The following is a 19,211-nucleotide window of genomic DNA, read 5'->3' as shown; positions in this document are numbered from 1 at the left end:
ACGGAACGGGGGAGCCACGATCGGCTCCCCCGTTTCGTTTGTCACTTCCAACAAATCACGCCTTGCGGTCGAGACAGGCGGGCGCGCCGTTGAGGTTCGGGTTGGTGGACTCGTCCACGGTGACCGGCAGCACCACGTCGTCGCCGTACCGCGAGGTCTTGTAGTGAATGCCCACCGGATACACGTCCTCGGGCGCGCGTCCGAACTGCCGCACCAGCCGACGCATGTCACCGAGGCGCTGACCACGGCTGAAGGTCCAGAAGGCCTTCTCGTAGAAGTGCAACGAGACCCGGGCCGAGTCCGACGCCGGCATGGTAAGCGGTGCCAGCGCGGTGGCCCCTAACGTTACGGTGCCTACGGACGTCACGCGGTCCGTTCCCGTGCGCAGCCCATTCAGGATGGCCAGCCACTGCGTGGCGTTGCCGCCACGCAGCGCCGCCTCGGCCTCGATCAACCGCGCGTCGATGCCGTTGACCACGTCGATCGCGGTCAGGCGGTCATACAACGTGGTCGTGCGCACAAAGGTCCCACCATCCTGGCCGACCGTTCGCGTGTCGGTCACGGGGAGGCGCGGGTCGCGCGCCGAGAAGAACGGAATGGCGTTCTTGACGACGAGGTTCCGGCTGTTTCCTTCCAGGTTGTCCGCGACGGAATAGCGCTTGGCCGAAGTGCCCTGGTTCCAGATGATGTTGTCGCTCGTGGTGAGCGAGAACGTCGACTGATATCGGAACGAGGTCGGGATGCCCGCCACGGTGGTCGCCGCCGCCGCAAACTGGTTGTTCCCGAGCTGCGCCCGCGCCTTGCCCACACGGGCCGCGCGTTGGATCAGCACGGACTGTGCGTCAGTGCCCGTGGCCACGAGCAACGCCGAGTCGAAGGATGCCATGGCCGCGGTGAACACAGTAGCCACCGGGAGTGGCGCGGTGTAGACCGGCGTCTGGGTCGACCCATCCGACAGCGGAATCCCGTTGCAGAAGTCCGACGCCAACTGCAACTCGGCGAACCCGCGGGCAAAGAACATCTCGCCCATGAGCGCCGTGCGCGTGGCGTTGAACTCCTTCAGGAGGGCAGCCCCTTGCGTCGCCGCTGTCCGCACCAGATAGAGGCGGCGCAACATCCCTTGAACCTGTGAATTGTTGTCCAGGATCTTACGCCAATCGGTTTCGTCATTCTGGATGAACGTCGAGCTGGTGCCCCATTCGTCGGCCAACAAGCCGCCGAACATCCAGGTACTCTCGGCCCCGGCGGTCACGTTGCGCAGGCGACCGAGGGCGCCGTTCGCCACCGCAATCGCCCCCGCGGCGGAGCTGGCGTTTTCCGGCATGATGAGATCCGGATCTTCGACATCAAGGAGCGAGTCTGTCACGCCGCTGCAGGCCGCGAAGGCCGCGAGCATCGCGGCCGTTCCGGCCGCCCGCGTGAACCGCCCGCCGAAATGCAATACTGCACGCATGGAATGTGTCCTCGGTGAGCGTTAGTAGACGAAGTTGAAGCGGAAGACGACGTACGTCGGCGGCCCAAGGGTCTGGAACTCCGAGGGGACGTCGTTATCCACCGTGGCCTGGAAGTCCGACTCGGGGTCGGTGCCGCGGTAGTTCGTCCACAACTTCAGGTTACGGGCCGACGCGACGACGCTCGCGTTCTTCGCCCGGAAGATCGTCCGCGCGATGCTCGGCGAGAACGTGTACTGCAGCGAAGCCTCGCGGAACCGGACGTATTCGCCCGGTTGGAAGTAGCCGGCGTTCGTGCGGGCCGGGTGCTCCAGTGCCGCGGTGACCATCGCCTTGTCTTCGAGCGTGGCATTGGGATTCATGCGACCGCCGCAGTTCGGGCGGGTGCAGCGAATCCGCTCCGTGTTGTTGTACCAGCGGTGCCCGCCACGATAGTCCAGCAGGGTCTGGATGCGCAGCTTGCGATTGAGGAATTCGAACCCGGTGCTCAACGTCGCGAGGTTTCGCGGCTGGGTGTACCCGATGAACGTGTCCACCGAGTCAACGAAAATTTCGTTACGCGCGGTGTCGGCAAAGTACGTGATCAGGTTGTCACCATTCTTGTCCTTCCAACCCAGGATCTTGTTCTCCCAGAAGCCGAACAGCGGATATCCCTCGACCACGCGGGTATTGGTGCCGATCTGCGGCGGCGTGCCGCCAAGCGAAATGAGCTCGTTGGAGTTGGTAGAGTAGCTCAACGAGAGGTCCATTGCGAAGGCGCGGCGATCCAGCACCTGGGCCGTGGCCAGCGCCTCGATCCCCTGGTTGCGTACGGAGCCGAGGTTCTGGCGTACGGACGTCGCCGAGCCAAGGGACGGCGGGACAATCGCCGAGATCAGGGCGTCCTTCGTCGTCTTGGTGTACCCGGTCACGTCCAACGTCAGGCGGCTCTTGAACAGGCGCGCCTCAAACCCACCTTCGTACTCGGTGCTGCGCTCCGGCTTGAGGTTGGAGTTGCCCAGCGCCGAGATCTGCAGGCCGGGCTGGTCCGTGCCGAGGATGTTCTGCTGCGACGTGTTAAAGAAGCGCAACGCGTCGTTCGGGCCCGGCTGCACGCCGGCGGCGCCATACGAACTGCGGAGCCGCAGTTGGTCGATCCAGCCAATCTCGGGGAAGAAGGACTCGTCCGAGATGACCCACGACAAGCTCGCCTTCGGGTAATACACACGTTGGAAGTCCGTACCGAAGGCGCTGTTCTGGTCGGTGCGAAGAGCGCCCGTCAGGAACAATCGGTCATTGAGGGCGACCGCCTGTTCAATGAAAACGCCAAACGTCTTGATCAGCGTCGTCGCCTCGGTCGCCGTGCGCGTCACCGCACCATTGGGCGTCTGCGCCCCGGGAGGCAGTTCCGTTCCCGACGCCTGGCCCAGGTCGGTAATCGTGTTGATGTACTGCGCGCCAACGGTGGTCTTGAGGTTCATCCAGGCACGCGGGTTGAACTGGGCGGTTGAGCCCAGGTCGACCGTGGTGTTGCGCGTCGCGCCGCGGGAGTTCGTCTTGAACCCGTTGCGATACGTCGCCGTGATCGGCGGCCCCTCACCATTCGGCAGGTAGCGGTCGTCCTCGCGCGCACCGTAATCGTTGCCGAAGACAAACCGATTCTGCAACCAGGAGGTCGGACGCCAGTTCGCCGTTGCCGCCAGGATGGTCCGGTTGATGTATTGCTGGTTCTTTTCCTGCCAGGTGTACCCCGGAGTCCAGGCGCGGTAGCCGGCCAGGTCCGTGTTCAACGGCGCCGCAGCGCCCGTTAGGCGTGCCGGCAAGCAGATCCGGCACCCAGGGCCACCAAAGACCTGCGAACCCAGCCCAGCGGTCGCGTTGGACTCCAGGGAGAAACGCTGCGTCAGGTTGGTGAAGCCGGTCGACAACGCCAGGTCCAGCTTGGGATTGACGGCGGAGTTCAGGTTGAGTCGCACGCTGTTCTTGCCGAGCGTATTGGGACGCTCGGTGTAATCCCGAATCGGGAGCCCCTGCGCGTTCATGCGATCGCGCTCAAACGTCGGGAGCTTCATCACACCGACTTCGTCCTCGCGCTCGCCGGCCAGGAAGTACCGGACCATCTCTGTCCCGCCCTGCAGCTGGGCACCGAACTGCGAGCGGTGGCCCATCCCAACCGGGGTCAGGTCGTCTTCCTCGAAGATGTTCAGGTCGGCGACTGAGTCGATGGAGCACTGCCCCACACCCACCCGCTGCAGGTTGCAGAAGTTGAACGCTGCGTTCGTGCCTGCGGGCAACTGCTTGCCGAAGAGGGTGTAGGCCGTCGGATAGGTGTTGCGGTCCTTGATCATCCCGCCTTCGGCATAGGTGCTCCAGCGGGCCGCCCCTGCGCGACCACGCTTGGTGTTGATCACCACGACGCCATTCGCCGCCGCCGTGCCGTAGAGCGCGGCCGCGGAAGGTCCCTTGATGATCTCGATGTTCTCGATCTCATCCGGGTTGATGTCGCCCACCCGGCTCGGCGTCGCGCCACCCGTGGGCAGGTTCGTATCGTCCGGGTTGCTCGTCATCCGGATCCCGTCAATCACGAACAGCGGCTGGTTGGACAACGAGAGCGACGACTGGCCGCGGATACGCATGCGGCTGCCGGACCCAGTCTGGTTGCCCTGCGTGATCGCGACGCTCGTCGTGCGTGCCGTCAGCAGGTCGTCGACGTTCTTGATCGGCGTCTTGTCCACGATGCTCGAGGCGTCGATGCTCGAGATCGTATTCCCGACCTCCACCGAACGGGTCTGCCCCGTGGCGGTCGTAACCACCGGCGCCAGGCTCACCGCCACCTGGGTGAGCACGATCTCGATGTCCTGCGTGCCACCGGCGGTCACGGTGACGTTCTGCTTCTGTTCCGAGTAGCCAACGCGCAGCACGCGCACCACCTGCGCACCCGCCGGAACGCCGCGCAGTGTGTACTGCCCTGCCGCATTCGTGAGGCCACCCAACGTGGTGCCCACCACGAGGACCTGCGCCTGGTCCACGGGGGACCCGCCCGCGTTCACGCGGACATTGATGGTACCCTGCGTCCCTTGGGCGCCAAGAGCGGTCGCGCCTAACGCGACCAGACCGACGAGGGAGCGCAGGTGTCGTCCGAACGAGTGAATCCTCATCTCGGAGTCTCCTGGGGTGTGGGGAAGAACCGATCCACCGCCCGCTTTCTCTGCCGACCACGCGGTGGGGATCGCGCGGGACGGCTCGGAGCGGTGTCGGTCGTCCCAACGTTAGGACCGGGTACAGGCGTCGTCAATCGAAATCTCGCCCGGATTCCCGCGGCTCGTCCCTAGCCGGTCGTCCCCCCGAGAAGAAGGGCGAGGTATACAGCGTACGACGCGAGGAGCAGCGCCCCGTCCAGGCGCCCCAGTTCCATCCGTCGCCGCATCAGGGGGAGCAGGGCAAAGGACGTGCCCAGCATCCACCACACATCGGACCGCAGGGCCTCCGGGGGGACCGCAATCGGGGTCACCAGCGCCGTCGTCCCCAGGATTGCCAGGACATTAAAGATGTTCGATCCGATCAGGTTCCCAACCGCCACGTCCGTCTGGCCGCGGCGAGCCGCTATCAGAGACGCCGCCAGCTCCGGGGAACTCGTCCCAGCCGCCACGATCGTCAACCCGATGACCCGCTCCGACATCCCGATCGTCCGGGCGATCGTCACGGCACCGTCAACCAGCCAGCTCCCGCCGACCACCAGCAGCACGATCCCCACGGCCAGCAGACCTACCGAGAGCCCAACCTCACGCCACCGCTTGGGGAGCCCGCGGTCTTCCGCCATGGCCTCGAACTGCGCCGCCTCGTCGGCGCGCATCTCCTCCCGGGACAGGCGAATCGCAAACCAGGTGAAGAGCACCAGAGCCGCGAGGAACGTGAGCCCCTCCAGCCGGTCGATCACGAGGTCCCGCATGAACATCACACCGATCCACGACGCCGCGAACATGAAGGGCCACTCGATCTTTACGACCGATCCACGCACTGGGAGGGGGATCACGAGCGCCGTGATCGCCAGGATCCCCACGATGTTGAACATGTTGGACCCCACGACATTCCCCACCGCGATCGCCGGCGAGCCGTCCCGCGCCGCCAGCAACGAAACCACCAGCTCGGGGAGCGAGGTGCCCATCGCGACCACAGTCAGGCCGATAACCGCCGGCGTCAGCCCCGCAATCCGTGCCAGGGTCGTCGCCCCGCGCACCAGCAGTTCCCCACCCACGGCGAGGGCCGCGAGACCTGCGATTATCAAGAGGGTCGCCATCGGAGTGCTCATTCCGGCAATTTAGGTCGCCGACGACCGGGTTGGAGCGCAGATTCACTCGCAACCCCCTACCCACCCTCCATGCCCCGCTGGCCTTTGTTCGCCGCTGCCCTCGCAGTCGCCTGCGCCGCCCCGCCGACCGACGGACCGCTCGACGTGGTCATCCGGAATGCGAGAGTGGTCGACGGCACAGGGTCGCCCTGGTACCGCGCCGACGTGGGGATCCGGGGCGACGAGATCGTGGCCATCGGCGACCTGTCGTCGCGCGCCGCTACCCGCACCATCGACGCGGCCGATCGCGTGGTCACCCCAGGGTTCATCGACCTCATGGGGACCTCCACCCGGCCGCTCCTGACGGAACCCAACGCGGCCTGGTCGCGGCTCGCGCAGGGCATTACGACGATGATGGTTGGGGAAGGTGGATCCGAGGCGCCACAATCCCCCACCACCCTCGGCGACGGCGCCACGTTGCCGGATGGCTCCAAGGCCAGCTGGCGCACTTTCGCCGAGTACTTCGCGCTGCTCGACAAGGCCGGTGTGCCGATGAACGTCGTGCACAACGTCGGGGCGGCGCAGGTACGCGAGGTCGCGATGGGTGTAGAGGACCGTGCTCCCTCGCCAGACGAAATGACGCGCATGAAGGCCATGGTGGACAGCGCCATGCTGGACGGCGCGGTCGGGATCTCCACCGCCCTCATCTACCCACCAGGAGCGTATGCCACGACCGAGGAGCTGATCGAGCTGAGCAAGGTCGCCGCCGCACGCGGGGGCGTCTACTTCTCTCACATGCGCAACGAAAGTGCGGACCTGCTCACCTCAATCCGCGAAGTCATCCGGATCGCTGAAGAAGCGAAGATCCCCGCGCACGTCTACCACCTCAAGGCCGCCGGCCAGGAGAACTGGCCCCTCATTCCGCAGGCGATCCAACTGATCGCCGATGCCCGCGCGCGCGGCCTCGACGTCACGGCGGACATCTACCCCTACATCAGGAATGGCATCGGGCTCGGCTCGTTCCTGCACCCGCGACACTACGCCAAGGGCGACTCCGCCTTCGTGCCCACGCTGGCCGACCCCGCCGTGCGCCGCGCCCTGCGACAGGAAGTGGAGGCCACCCGCGACTGGGAGAACTGGTACCGTCACGTCGGGATGAACTGGGACAACGTGCTGATCACCGGCGCCGGCCCCAAGGTGGACCAGGCCTTCGTCGGCCTCTCGGTGCGCGGCGTCGCGAAGGCCCGCGGCATCGACGAATGGGACGCCTTCTTCGACCTGGTCCTGAATGGCCCGGTGGACGTCGCCCCGCAAAGCATGAACGAGGAGCAGAAACACCAGGCCCTGCGCGCTCCCTTCGTGGCCAACGAGGTGGACTCACCTCTCGCCGACCCGGCCACCACGAAAAGCGCCCACCCGCGCGCCTTCGGCGCCTTTCCGCGCCTCATCGCAAAGTACGTCCGCGAGGACAAGGTCCTCCCCCTCGAGCAGGCCGTGCAGCGCATGACGGCGCTCCCGGCGAACATCCTGCGCCTGCGCGACCGCGGCCGTCTGGCCCCCGGCATGAAGGCCGACCTCCTGGTCTTCCACCCGGACTCCATTCAGGACCGGGCGACCTTCGAGAAGCCGCTGCAGTACGCCACCGGGATCGACTACATGTTCGTCAACGGCACTGCCCTGATCGACAACGGCACGCGGACCACCGCCAAGGCCGGTCGGGTCCTTCGCCAGGGGCGGTAGCTCGGCGATATTGCCCGTCCGACCGCACGTATCACGATTCGACCGCCCCACCCGACGACGATGCCCGAACCACATCCGGCCCCTCTGATCGGCATCATCATGGGGAGCAAGTCCGACCTCGAGCACATGCAGCACGCGGCGGCGATGCTCGATGAGCTCCAGGTGCCGTACGAGATGCGCGTCGTCTCGGCGCACCGCACCCCGGATTGGATGTTCGAGTATGCCTCATCGGCCGCGTCCCGCGGCCTGAAGGTCATCATCGCGGGGGCCGGCGGCGCCGCGCACCTCCCGGGGATGGTCGCCGCGAAGACCGTCGTCCCGGTCCTCGGGGTCCCCATTCCCGCGACCGTCCTGAACGGACACGACGCCCTCCTGTCCATCGTCCAGATGCCCGCCGGCGTCCCGGTGGGAACGCTCGCCATTGGCAAGCCCGGGGCGATCAACGCGGCGATCCTCGGCGCCGAAATTGTCGGGAACGAACGACCCGAGGTCCGGGCACGTTTGGTCGCCTGGCGGGAGTCGCGACGCGACGAGGTCCTCGGCCAGTCCCTGCCGTGAGCGTGATCCTGCCCGGGGCCACCATCGGGATCCTCGGTGGTGGTCAGCTCGGCCGCATGACCGGGATGGCCGCGCGATCGTTAGGCTACGACGTGCAGGTGCTCGATCCCGACCCGCATTGCTCGGCGCGGGCGGTGGCCAGTCGCGTGATCACGGCACGTTTCGATGACGCGGACGCGGCAGCCGACCTCGCGCGTGAATGCGACGTCGTCACCCTCGAGATCGAACAGATCGCCCGCCCTGCCCTGGAGGCCGTCGCCAACCTTGCGCCCCTGCGCCCACGCGCCGAGGCGGTGTTCACCATCCAGGATCGCATCCGCCAGCGCACCTGGCTGGACCAGCACGGGTTCCCGGTGGGTCCGTTCCGCGCCGTCTCCAGCGCCGATGAATGTGCCGCAGCGGTGGCGGCGCTGGGTCCGTCGATCTGCAAGGCCCCCATGGGCGGGTACGATGGGCGTGGCCAGGTCCGGGTGAAAACCCCAGACGAGGCCCGCGCGGCCTGGCACACGTTAGGCAGCAGCCGGGTCATCGTGGAGCAGTTCCTCTCGCTCGACCTGGAGTTGTCCGTGCTGGTCGCGCGCCGCGAGGATGGCGCGTGCGTGACCTATCCGCCGGCCATCAACCATCACGTGGACGGCGTGCTCGACTGGTCGATCTGCCCCGGCCCGCTCCCGGAGCCCCTGGTCCAGCACGCGCGGCAGGTGGGCCATGCGATCGCCGAGACGATGGGCATCGTGGGATTGATCGCGTGCGAGCTGTTCCTCACGACGGACGGGCGCCTGCTCGTCAACGAACTCGCCCCGCGGCCACACAACACGTATCACCACTCCGAGCGCGGCGTCTCCACGAGCCAGTTCGAGCAACTCGTGCGCGCCGTCTGCGGCCTGCCCCTCGGTGAGGTGCGTTCCATCGCGCCCGCGGCGATCGCGAACTTGTTAGGCGACCTGTGGGAAGGGATCACACCGGACGTCGCCGGGGCCCTCGCCGTGCCCGACGTGCGCCTGCACCTCTACGGCAAGACGTCCGCGCGCCCGGGCCGCAAGATGGGACACCTCTCGGCCGTTGCCGAGAGCACCGACCTCGCCCTGGAGCACGTGCTGGAGGCTCGACGCCGCTTCTCCCGACAGGGCTGACAACCGACAGGGAGCCGGGACCCGCGCGCGACGCGCAGGCTACGCGCGGGCCGCGACCTGTCTCGAGAGCCCGCCAAAGCGACGGTCGCGGGCGCGGAAGTCCTCCACCGCGGCGTCAAAGTCCGCCGTGCTGAAATCCGGCCACATGCGGCGAGAGAAATACAGCTCGGCATAGGCGCACTCCCAGAGCAGGAAGTCGCTGAGCCGTTGCTCGCCACCGGTGCGAATGAGCAGGTCCACGTCCCCCGCGCTACCGTCATCGTGATTCACGCTCGCCAGCAGCGAGGAGAAGTCCTCACGGCTGAGCGAGACGCCCGGCGGCACCGATGCAGCGGCCCGGACCATGGTGTCGCGCGCCGAGTAGTCGACGGCGAGCCGCAGGTGGAGGGACCGGCACTCCCGGGTCGCGTCTTCGGCGGCGTCGATGGAACGCCGGAGTTCGGGCGACAGGCGATCGCGTCGACCCACGACACTGATTCGGATGTCGTTCTCCAGACACTTCGGGGTCTCGGCGGCCAGGTGGCGGCGAAAGAGCCGCATCAGCGCATCGACCTCGTCCTGTGGGCGACTCCAGTTGTCCGAGGAGAATGCGTACAGGGTGAGGACGCGAATCTCCGAGCGCCTGGCGTGTTCGACCATCTGGCGCACGGTCCGTGCGCCGGCGAGGTGCCCAGCCGTCCGCGGACGACCGCGCTGGTTTGCCCACCGGCCGTTGCCGTCCATGATCATGGCGACGTGGCGCGGAAACTGGCGCGGATCGTGCCCCGCATGTGGGTGCGGTGTCACGCGCGGGCCTCCCGGGTCGCCTTGATGATCGCTTCCATGTGTTCGAGGTATCGTTCGAGGGCAGCACGCCCGGTCGCCGTGAGGGCGAACGCCGTTCGTGGCACGCGCCCCTCAAAAGACTTTGTGCAGCTGATGTACCCCGCCTCCTCGAGCTTCCGGGCGTGAACGCTGAGGTTTCCGTCCGTCGTCGCCAGGACCCCCTTGAGGTCGTTGAACGACATCTCGGCGTGGACCGCCAGCGCACTGACGATCCCGAGCCTGATCCGTTCGTGGATGAGACGATCCAGCTCGGCCGCGGTCGCGCCCGAGGTTGCCTCGGCGCCCGGCGGGGCCGGCAGTTCATGCTCCGCCACCCGGGCGGCACCCTGACGCCTAGCCACCGAACCTCCGGGAAATCAGGAGCCCGAAACCGAGGTGAAGGCCGCCAAAGCCCAGGGCCATCAGGGCGCTGAGGAGTTCCGCGCGGCTCGCTTCACTCCACGCCGTGGCCAGGGCCACCGGCGCTGCCAGGGCGAGGGCACCCATCGCCATGAAGCTCGCCCCCATGACGGGAATGATCGGTGTGGAGAGCGCGCCACCGGCCATCACCGCCGCGCCGTACATGATCAGCCAGACCCCGGGGAGGGCGACAAACCACCCGGCGCGCAGGGCGACCGCGGTGAACACGGCGCCGGCAACGAGGGAGGGAAAGAAGGCCAGGGCCAACTTGCGGGCGAGCGCCGCAGAAACCGCCGTGTCGGTCGCCCGAGCCTTTCGCCAGGTGGCGATCGCCGACTGCACAAAGGCAAGGACCGCGGCCGTGATCCAACTGAGGATCCAGCGGGGGGAATTGAGCTCGTGCCCGGCGACCGAGTAGGCGAACAGGGCGATGATCCCGGAGCCGACGATTCCCTTCCCGGAGAGCGCCGTGAACGTCCCGGCGCTTTCCATCGTCTCCCGGATGAACCGGAGGTTGTCGATAGCCCGATCGGAGAGCCGTGGCGGGGGCTCGTCGCGTTCAAGGCGGAGGGGCGGCTTGGAGCTCATACGGGAGGCAGAATAGCCAGCCCGGGCGGTGGCTGTCAAGTACTTTGCACTACAGAGCCGAACCCGTGCCGGGGACGTTACAGGCCTCGGCCGGGGATGCAAAAGGGCGCCGAGCGGCAGAGGCCGTCGGCGCTCTTCCCTGCACCAGCGAGGTCCTACATCGCCGCGCGGTTCCCGAGGATCTTGCGCGTCTCCTCGATGCGCAGATCCAGCTCCTTCCGGAGGACGGCGTACCGCGTGATCGCGTCGCGCCCGATTTTCTGGTCCGACTGCATGGTCATCGAGTAGAGGTACTGGATGTGCGCCTGCAGTTCGGGCTTGGAGTACCGGATGGCCGGGGTCACGATCTTCGCCCGCAGTTCCTCGAGCATCTTGAGCGTGTCGGCCGCCGTCGTCGCCCCACGCAGGCGGGTCCGGCCTTCCTCGATCGCGGCCGCGAGCTGGTTCACCTCGGTGACCATGTCACGCACCTTGAGGTTGTGCTGCAGCTGCTCGCGGAGCGCCACGAGGGTGACGCCATCGCGGGTGATGCGCGGGTCCATGCGAACCACGAGGGGCTGTGAGAGCGTCTGTCCCCCAGCGGTGAGCTTCACCGTGTAGGTGCCAGGCAGGATCATCGGGCCATTGCGACCGCTGCGACCCGGGTTGGCGTCCCACGGCCCGGCCATCTGGAGGTCCCAGGTGAAGCGATTGTGGCCGGCGGCCTTCGGCAGGCGTGGCGTCCCGGAAATCTCTGTCACCATGCGCCGCATGCTCGGCCCCGTGGTCGCCGTCTCCCCCGAAGCTTCGCTGGTAAAGCTTCGCACGGCTCTTCCGGTCCCGTCGAAGATCTCGAGCTTCACGTCACCGCCTGCCCCATTGCCCAGCCAATAGTCGATCTGCGCACCCATGGGTGGATACTGCGGATCCGCCGGGTCGGTGCGGTTCCCTTCAACGCCGCCGAACGAGCCGGCATACCGCTGACGATAAGCATCGGTCGGCTTGTAGAGGTACGCCGACGAGGCTAGCAGGTTGTCGCTGACCGCACGGACCGTCGAGAGGTTGTTCAGGATCCAGAAGGACCGACCCTGGGTGCTCATCACCAGGTCGCCCCGGTGCACGCGCATGTCGGTGATCGGCACCGACGGCAGGTTGAGCTGGAACGACTGCCACTTCTTCCCGTTGTCAAACGAGACGAAGATCCCGAACTCCGTGCCCGCGTACAGGAGCCCCTCCCGCTCGGGGTCTTCGCGCACGACCCGCGTGGGGTGGTCGCCCGGGATCCCGTTGTCGCCCGGGGTGAGCAGGGTCCACGACTTGCCGTAGTCGTCCGTGCGGTAGATGAACGGACGGAAGTCGCCTAACAAGTAGCAGTGCACGGCGTAGTACGCGGAGCCCGCGCGATGCGGCGACGGCTCGATGTTCTGCGTGCGGCACCCGTCCGGCGGGCCCTTGAAGTTGTTGCGCGTGAAGTCGCTGGAGGTGGCGACGAGGCCGCGCGGGGTAATGTCGGTCCAGGTGCGACCGCCGTTGCGGGTGACGTAGAACGGCCCATCGTTGGCCCCGGTCCAGATAACCCCGGGCTCCTTGATGGACTCCCGGATCGCATAGACCACGGAGAAGTACTCCTCACCCGTCACGTCGATCGTGATCGGGCCACCACTCGGGTCCTGCTGGCGCTCGGGCGGGTTGAGGGTGAGGTCGGGTGAGATCGTCTGCCAGGTGATGCCCCCGTCCCGCGTGCGGTGCACATACTGCGAGCCGTAGTAGACCGTGTTGGGCTCCCACCGCGAGACTTCCATGGGGGACACGCGCTGAAAGCGCAGGTCCATGTCCTTGCCTGGGTTGCCGTACAGCGACTGACCGCCGGTCCAGTACGGCTGCTCCTGGCCCGAACGCATGCTCATGCGCGAGAACTGGCCCTTGCACGCGCCGTACACCGTGTCCGGGTTGGTCCGGTGCGGCATGATCGGCCCGGTCTCGCACCCCGGCCCCTGCATCCACTCCTGCATCGGGGAATCCGGGCGCCCACTCGTTAACGGCAGGCTCGGCACGATCAACGTGGAGTTGTCCTGCTGGGCGCCATACAGCCGATACGGGAACTGGTTGTCCACCTCGACCTGGTAGATCTCGGCCGTCGGCTGGTTATACAGCGTCGACCAGGTACGCCCGCCGTCGATCGTGACGTTCGCCCCGCCGTCGTTGGTCTGGACCATGTAGTCCGGCATCTCCGGGTTGATCCAGAGATCGTGGTTGTCGCCGTGGGGCACGCTCTGCGAGCGCCACGTCTTGCCATTGTCGATGCTCTTGTAGAATCCTTCGCTATACGTCCACAGCGTGTTCGGATCCCGCGGGTGCACAGTGATCCCGGTGTAGTAGAATGGGCGCGTGAGCATCGGGCCGAAGTTGCTCAGCAGGGTCCAGCTCTCGCCCTGGTTGTCCGACCGATACACGCCACTGCCGGGCTTGGCCTCGATGATTGCCCACACCGAGTTCGGCGACGCCGGGCTCACCGCGAGGTTGCTCTTCCCGAACAGGTCCGACGGCAACCCGCCCGCCAGCTTCTTCCAGGTGGTGCCGCCGTCTGTCGACTTGTAGATGCCCCCTTCGCGCGCCCCGGAGATGATCGTCCACGGCTTGCGTTCGGCGCGCCACATGGAGGCGTAGATCACACTGGGGTTCCCCGGCATGATCTCTACGTCCACGGCGCCGGTGGAATCCGACACGAAGAGCACCTTCGACCAGCTCTTGCCGCCATCGGTCGTGCGATACACGCCGCGATCCGCGGTGGGCTTGAACGGGTTGCCGATCGCCGCGACAAAGGCGATCTCCGGATTGGTGGGGTGAATCTCGACGCCGCCAATGTTCCCCACAGTCGCCAACCCGATGTGCGCCCAGGTTGCGCCGGCATCCGTCGACTTCCAGATCCCGCGACCGATCGCGACGTTCGAGCGGTAGCCGTCCGACCCCGTCCCCGCGTACACAATGTTCGGGTCCGAATTCGCGACATCGATGTCACCCATCGACGCCACGTTGAAGTACTTGTCCGAGACGTTGAACCAGGACTGGCCGGCGTTGGTGGTCTTCCAGACCCCACCACCGGTGGAACCCATATAGAAGGTCAGGGGCTGCTGCGTCACGCCCGTGGCGGTCGTCACACGGCCACCGCGAGCGGGACCAACATTGCGGTACCTGAGGCCGGCAAAGGCCGTGGCTGGAACGTCGCGCGTGAGCGTCGGCGCGGTGTTCCGTACGGGCCGAACCTGCGCGGCCGCCGGGACAGTGGTTGCCGCGAGGAGGAAGGCGAACGAGCGAATCGGGCGAATCATGGAAGGGATGGAGGCGGGGGGGCCTGACGTGCCACCAATACAACGCAAAGGTGCGGGGCGCCGCTGTGACGGCCCGCGCTCCCAATCTGCGGCCCCGCGCGGGGTCGAGCCAGTGGAATCGCCGCGCCTCAACCGCGCGCGCTATCTTCTGCCCGCCCCCACCCCGCTCGCCATGTCGCCACGCGTCGCCTGCCTGTGCCTCACTTTGCTGCTCGCGGTCCCCGCCGCGCACGCGCAGTCGCACTACGAATCCCGCAACCGCTGGGCACGCCTGTGTGAGATCCGTCGCGAAAAGTTCGACCGGATCCTCCCCGAGGCGATGCGCGAGAACGGCGTCGACATGTGGATCGTCGCCATGAAGGAGGGCAACTACGAACCGCTGTGGAACATGCTGGGCCGTGGCTACGTGGGCACCGTCGGCTACTACATCTTCACTGACCGCGGCGGCGACCGCATCGAGCGCGCCGCCATCGGGATCACCGACCACAATCGCGCCGCGTGCGGTGCCTACGACATCGATTCACCCAGCGTGGGACTCGCGGAGTTCGTCACCACCCGCAATCCGCGCAAGATCGGTCTCAACATGTCCGAGGAGATGGGGATGGCGGACGGGCTGACGCACACCCTGCATGCCCACATCGTCCGCGAACTCGGCCCCGCGCTGGCCACCCGCCTGGTCTCCGCCGAAAAGATGGTGAGCGACTTCAGCTCGCGCCGGGTCGCCAGTGAGATCGTCGCGTTTGGGGACGCGACCGAGATCGGCCGACAAATCGCCGAGCGCGCCCTGTCGAACGAGGTCATCACCCCTGGAGTCACCACGCTGGCCGAGGTCGCGTGGTGGATCCAGGAGCAAATGCTCACCCGGGGGCTCGGCGCGTCGTTCGAGGTGCCGAGCATCTATGTGACCGGACCCAACGGGATCGAGGCAACCTCCAACGACCGCATCATCCAGCGCGGCGACATCCTGATGATCGACTTCGGGGTCGGGTACCTCAACATGTGGACCGACCAGAAGCGCATTGCCTACGTGCTCAAGCCAGGCGAAATCGCGCTCCCGGCGAGCATCAAGAACGCCTTTGACCAGGCCGTGAAGGTGCGCGAGGTCATCCGCAGGACCGCGAAGGCCGGCAAGACGGCCAAGGCGATGCTGGAGGACATGAACACGGCCATCACCGCTGCCGGCTTCATGGCGATGCGCGGCTTCAACCAGGTGCGGGAGGACAGCAGTACCGAGTTTATCCTCGGCTGCCATTCGGTCGGCGACTGGGGACACGGGATCGGGCCGTCGATGGCGTTCTTCAATCCCGGACGCCTCAACTACGAGATCCGCCCGACGAACCTGTTTTCCATTGAGCTGTTCGCCTACACCCCCATCCCGGAATGGGGTGGCAAGAAGCTGCGCATCCCGCTCGAGGACGACGCGATCGTGACCTCGCGCGGCGTCGAATGGCTGTCGCCGATCAACCACCGGATCCAGCTCATTCGCTGAGCGTAGGCACCCAGGCCGAGGGCCGCGTGATGCGACGCGTGAGCCACTGGCTGATCGCGCGCCGATCGACCGCCGTGGTGTCGACCCCCGCCTGCCCCAGGACAGCGAGCGCCTGCGTGAGGGTCGCCCCGCCCCGGCGGTAGACGTCGGGGTAGCGCCACAGCGTATCCGCGCGCCACTCGATGAGGTCGTAGCGCAGGGCAGCCACGATCGGGGGAACCACGTCCACGCGTCGAGTGGCCGTGTCCGTGGCCATCGCGTGGACGACCCCCGTGTCGATGCCCGACGCCACGAGCAGCAGCCGCGCCAGCGCGATCGCATCATCGTTCCGCATCCGCAGGCACCCGTGTGATGCCGCCTGCCCGACACTCTCCGGAAACGGCGTGCCGTGGGCGAAGATCAACTGGCCGAGCGAGATCTTCACCCGACCCATCGGGTTGTCCGGCCCGGGAGGCGTCACCTTCTCCCCGCGCGCCCATGGGCTCGCCGGCGGAATCCACCACGGGTTCCATTCGACCGCCACCGCGGCGAGCATCCCGGTCGGCGTCTTCCACTGACGCGCCCCGATACTCACGGCCCACGTCCCCACGCGCGACGTATCCCGCCAAGCCGCCAGGCGGTACGCCGGCAGGTTGATGTCCAGGCGGAGCACCCCCGGCGCTGGCTGTGCCGACAATCCTGCGCATGCGACCACGAGGGTCGTCACCGCCCATCGAGCGCGCGAGCTGAATGTCCCCATGATCCGTCGCGGGGTGGGCCGCTCTCCTGTCCGGGGTCCTTCCGCAGCCTGCTCCCGGGACACAATGGGGTGGCCCTGCGTCCACGGAACAGGGCGGTTTCCCCTACGTCATATACCCCAGTCGCCCGAGCCACTCATCGGTGGATCGAGACGGAGGCGCCGAATGACAACCAACAACGCCTGCGTGAAGCTCGCGCTGGCGGGACTCGCGTGGTGCGTGCTGTGTGCGGGGTCGTGTGCCACCGCACCGAGGGACAGCGTGCCGCCCGACTCCGCCGCAACGGGAAACCGCTCCTTCCGCATGGGCTTCTCCGGCTTTCCGCCAAAGAACGACTTCGCGGCGGCGGTCGCGTCCATCACCATGTGGTCCGCGCGCGCCGACGCCGCGATCCTCCACGTGGAACCACCCTGGAAGCTCCTCCTCAGCGGTGGTGATGTCGCGGGGTATATCACGCGCGAGTTCGACGGACTGGCCACGTTCTATCGCAGCAAGAACCTGCCGATCTTCGTCACCTTCGACGGCACCGATGGCCTCGGCCGTGAGAAGGAGGCCCGGGAGCTGCGCGAGCTGGGGCGCAGCATCGCCGAGCCGATCGTTCAGCAACGTTTTCGTGAATTCGTCCGGTCCGTTGTCACCGTCGTCCGTCCGCAGTACGTGGGGCTCGGCGCCGAAACCAACCTTATCCGGCTCGCCGCGCCGCGCGGCGTTTACGATGGCCTTCGCGCCATGACGGCCGCGGCCGCCGCTGATGTGCGGGCGAACTTCCCATCCCTCACGCTGTACACGACGGTGCAGGCCGAGGTGGCCTGGGGGCGACTGCAGAAGACGAATCGGTACGAAGGGGTGGACGACGACCTCCGCGACTTCCCCTGGATCCAGGCGCTCGGCGTCTCCAGCTATCCGTACCTGGGAGGATTCGCCGCACCGTCCGAGATTCCGATCGACTATCTCTCCCGGTTGACGGGCGGGCGCGCCCTTCCCCTCTTCATCGCCGAGGGCGGTTGGTCCTCCGCCAACGTCACCGGGGTCGCGTCCTCGGCGTCGCAACAGGCGGCATACATCCGGCGCTTTGGCGAGGTCGTGGCGGCAGCGCGCGCAGTGGCATGGCTGCAGCTCAACTTTGCGGACATGGACGTGACCTCGTTTGACGTGCCCGCGGGGTACGACGAGATCCTCTCGCTCTTCACCCGACTGGGGCTGGTGGACAGCGAGTTGCGGCCCAAGCCTGCGCTCGCGGCATGGGACTCGCTCTTCGCCCTGCCGCGCCGGTGACACTTGCGCCGGCCGGGCGCGGGAGGACTATTCCCGTCCTCACCCTCCCTGCCCGCCATGGTCACCCGCCGAGAGTTCGTCCGCAGCAGCACCGCCGCCGTCGCCACTGGTGCCCCACTCACTGCCCTCGCCGCTGACCACGCGCGGGCCCCCGCCGTGCGCGCGCAGCGCGCGGTGAGGCCGGTGGTGATTTCTGACTACTCCGGCTGGGAGTTCCGGAACGGCGGCACGGAGAACGCCGTCCAGCGTGCCTTCCGCTTGATGACCGAGGGCAAGGACGTGCTCGATGCGCTGATCGCCGGCGTGAATATTCCGGAACTCGATCCCCTCGAGACCGGGATCGGGTACGGCGCCCTGCCTAACGCCGACGGCGTCGTCCAGCTGGACGCCTCGTGCATGCACGGGCCACGCAAGCGGGCGGGGGGCGTCGCGTGCATCGAGGGGGTCCGCACGCCGTCACTTGTCGCTCAGGCGGTGATGGACTACACGGACCACCACCTGCTCAGCGGCGAAGGCGCGCGCGAGTTCGCGCGGCAGATGGGATTCACCGTCGAGGACGACCTCAACACGGAGAACTCACGTCGCCTGTGGCGTGAGTGGCGTCGGCGGGTCGACCCGGAGCACTGGCTCGACCCCAAAGGCAAGGAGCGACAGCCCAAGCCAAAGCATGAACGGGACCCCGGGGAGCTCTCCTGGCACCAACCGCGCGACACGGCCTGGGAGTCACGCGCCCTCGCTGCCGGCCGCTCCATGGTGCGGGACGGCCTGCTGCGGGAAGGGAGCTTCTGGGGCACGATCAACTGCAACGGGATCAACGCCACCGGTGACCTGTGTGGAGTCACCACCACGTCTGGACTTGCCTGGAAGATCCCCGGTCGCACGGGAGATTCCCCCATCCTCGGCGCTGGACTTTACGTCGACAACGACGTCGGGGCGGCGGGCTCGACCGGGCGCGGTGAAGCCAACCTCTACAACCTGTCGTCATTTCTCATCGTCGAGTCCATGCGACGCGGGATGTCGCCCAAGGACGCCGGGATGGAAGCGCTGAAGCGCATTCGCGCCAACACCGTCGAGGCGCGCCTGCTCAACGACAAGGGCAACCCGAACTTCAACATCCGTTTCTTCGTGCTCAACAAGCGGGGAGAATTCGCCGGAGTGGCCATGTACCACGCCGGGGAGACACAGTTCGCCGTGTGTACGGAGAACGGCGCGGAGGCTCGCGAGCTGGAACCGCTGCTGGACGGCGCGCCCTGACGACTGGCACTGCAGAGTGAACGGTCACCCCCGCCACATCGCGCGGCCCCGGTCGCCGTCCCGGGGGAAAACGGCCGTGGTGCTCCAGCCCTCCCTACTCCACGCGAGGGTTCCCCTGACGTCCACGAGACGTGAAACGCGACATCGTACGCGCGTTTCCAACCCATTCCCCTCGTGCACGATCCCC

At 67.0% G+C, this 19,211-nt stretch carries 14 protein-coding genes; 6 read left to right on the top strand and 8 right to left on the bottom strand.

Annotated features, from left to right (window positions below; all coding sequences use genetic code 11):
• Positions 1 to 55: 55 nt before the first annotated feature.
• The 3 genes from IPK85_14920 to IPK85_14910 form a co-directional block, all read right to left on the bottom strand.
• The gene (locus IPK85_14920) at positions 56 to 1,453 is read right to left on the bottom strand and encodes a hypothetical protein (protein ID MBK8248683.1); all 1,398 of its coding nucleotides are present in this window, start codon (positions 1,451 to 1,453) and stop codon (positions 56 to 58) included.
• Positions 1,454 to 1,474: 21 nt separating this feature from the next.
• Positions 1,475 to 4,588: a SusC/RagA family TonB-linked outer membrane protein gene (locus IPK85_14915; protein MBK8248682.1), complete on the bottom strand. Its 3,114-nt coding sequence runs from the start codon at positions 4,586 to 4,588 to the stop codon at positions 1,475 to 1,477.
• A 170-nt stretch (positions 4,589 to 4,758) separates the two neighbouring features.
• Positions 4,759 to 5,739: a calcium/sodium antiporter gene (locus tag IPK85_14910; protein ID MBK8248681.1), complete on the bottom strand. Its 981-nt coding sequence runs from the start codon at positions 5,737 to 5,739 to the stop codon at positions 4,759 to 4,761.
• A gap of 69 nt (positions 5,740 to 5,808) precedes the next feature.
• Between IPK85_14910 and IPK85_14905 the strand changes: the two genes are divergently transcribed.
• From IPK85_14905 to purK, 3 genes are all read left to right on the top strand, one after another.
• A complete protein-coding gene (locus IPK85_14905) occupies positions 5,809 to 7,458 on the top strand; it encodes a D-aminoacylase (protein MBK8248680.1) in 1,650 nt (549 codons plus the stop codon).
• A gap of 99 nt (positions 7,459 to 7,557) precedes the next feature.
• Complete coding sequence (purE, locus tag IPK85_14900) at positions 7,558 to 8,016, top strand: 5-(carboxyamino)imidazole ribonucleotide mutase (GenBank protein MBK8248679.1); 459 nt, start codon at positions 7,558 to 7,560, stop codon at positions 8,014 to 8,016.
• Positions 8,013 to 9,149 (top strand): 5-(carboxyamino)imidazole ribonucleotide synthase, encoded by a 1,137-nt coding sequence (purK, locus tag IPK85_14895; protein MBK8248678.1) that lies wholly within the window; start codon positions 8,013 to 8,015, stop codon positions 9,147 to 9,149. The genes purE and purK overlap by 4 nt, the downstream gene beginning before the upstream one ends.
• 39 nt (positions 9,150 to 9,188) lie before the next feature.
• Here purK and uppS read toward each other — a convergent pair whose 3' ends face one another.
• The 4 genes from uppS to IPK85_14875 form a co-directional block, all read right to left on the bottom strand.
• Positions 9,189 to 9,878, bottom strand: coding sequence for a di-trans,poly-cis-decaprenylcistransferase (uppS, locus tag IPK85_14890; GenBank protein MBK8248677.1), 690 nt, complete (start codon positions 9,876 to 9,878; stop codon positions 9,189 to 9,191).
• A gap of 53 nt (positions 9,879 to 9,931) precedes the next feature.
• Positions 9,932 to 10,273 (bottom strand): transcriptional regulator, encoded by a 342-nt coding sequence (locus IPK85_14885; GenBank protein ID MBK8248676.1) that lies wholly within the window; start codon positions 10,271 to 10,273, stop codon positions 9,932 to 9,934.
• A gap of 34 nt (positions 10,274 to 10,307) precedes the next feature.
• Positions 10,308 to 10,961 carry a hypothetical protein gene (locus IPK85_14880; GenBank protein MBK8248675.1) on the bottom strand — a complete coding sequence of 218 codons (654 nt, stop codon included), beginning with the start codon at positions 10,959 to 10,961 and terminating at the stop codon, positions 10,308 to 10,310.
• A gap of 155 nt (positions 10,962 to 11,116) precedes the next feature.
• On the bottom strand, positions 11,117 to 14,269 hold the full coding sequence (locus tag IPK85_14875) for a hypothetical protein (protein MBK8248674.1): 3,153 nt from the start codon (positions 14,267 to 14,269) through the stop codon (positions 11,117 to 11,119).
• A gap of 172 nt (positions 14,270 to 14,441) precedes the next feature.
• On the opposite strand from IPK85_14875, the gene IPK85_14870 reads away from it, so the two are divergent.
• Entirely contained in the window at positions 14,442 to 15,758 is a 1,317-nt protein-coding gene (locus IPK85_14870) for an aminopeptidase P family protein (protein MBK8248673.1), read from the top strand.
• Here the strand turns inward: IPK85_14870 and IPK85_14865 are convergent.
• Positions 15,748 to 16,464 carry a L,D-transpeptidase gene (locus IPK85_14865; protein MBK8248672.1) on the bottom strand — a complete coding sequence of 239 codons (717 nt, stop codon included), beginning with the start codon at positions 16,462 to 16,464 and terminating at the stop codon, positions 15,748 to 15,750. The two genes, IPK85_14870 and IPK85_14865, sit on opposite strands and share 11 nt — an antisense overlap.
• 196 nt (positions 16,465 to 16,660) lie before the next feature.
• On the opposite strand from IPK85_14865, the gene IPK85_14860 reads away from it, so the two are divergent.
• Complete coding sequence (locus tag IPK85_14860; GenBank protein MBK8248671.1) at positions 16,661 to 17,770, top strand: hypothetical protein; 1,110 nt, start codon at positions 16,661 to 16,663, stop codon at positions 17,768 to 17,770.
• A gap of 57 nt (positions 17,771 to 17,827) precedes the next feature.
• Entirely contained in the window at positions 17,828 to 19,024 is a 1,197-nt protein-coding gene (locus IPK85_14855; protein ID MBK8248670.1) for a N(4)-(beta-N-acetylglucosaminyl)-L-asparaginase, read from the top strand.
• Positions 19,025 to 19,211 lie beyond the last annotated feature (187 nt).

It is taken from the genome of Gemmatimonadota bacterium (genome assembly GCA_016712265.1).
GTDB lineage: Bacteria > Gemmatimonadota > Gemmatimonadetes > Gemmatimonadales > Gemmatimonadaceae > RBC101.
Note: the sequence above shows the minus strand (reverse complement) of the source record. Positions and strands in the feature narration are given on the sequence as shown.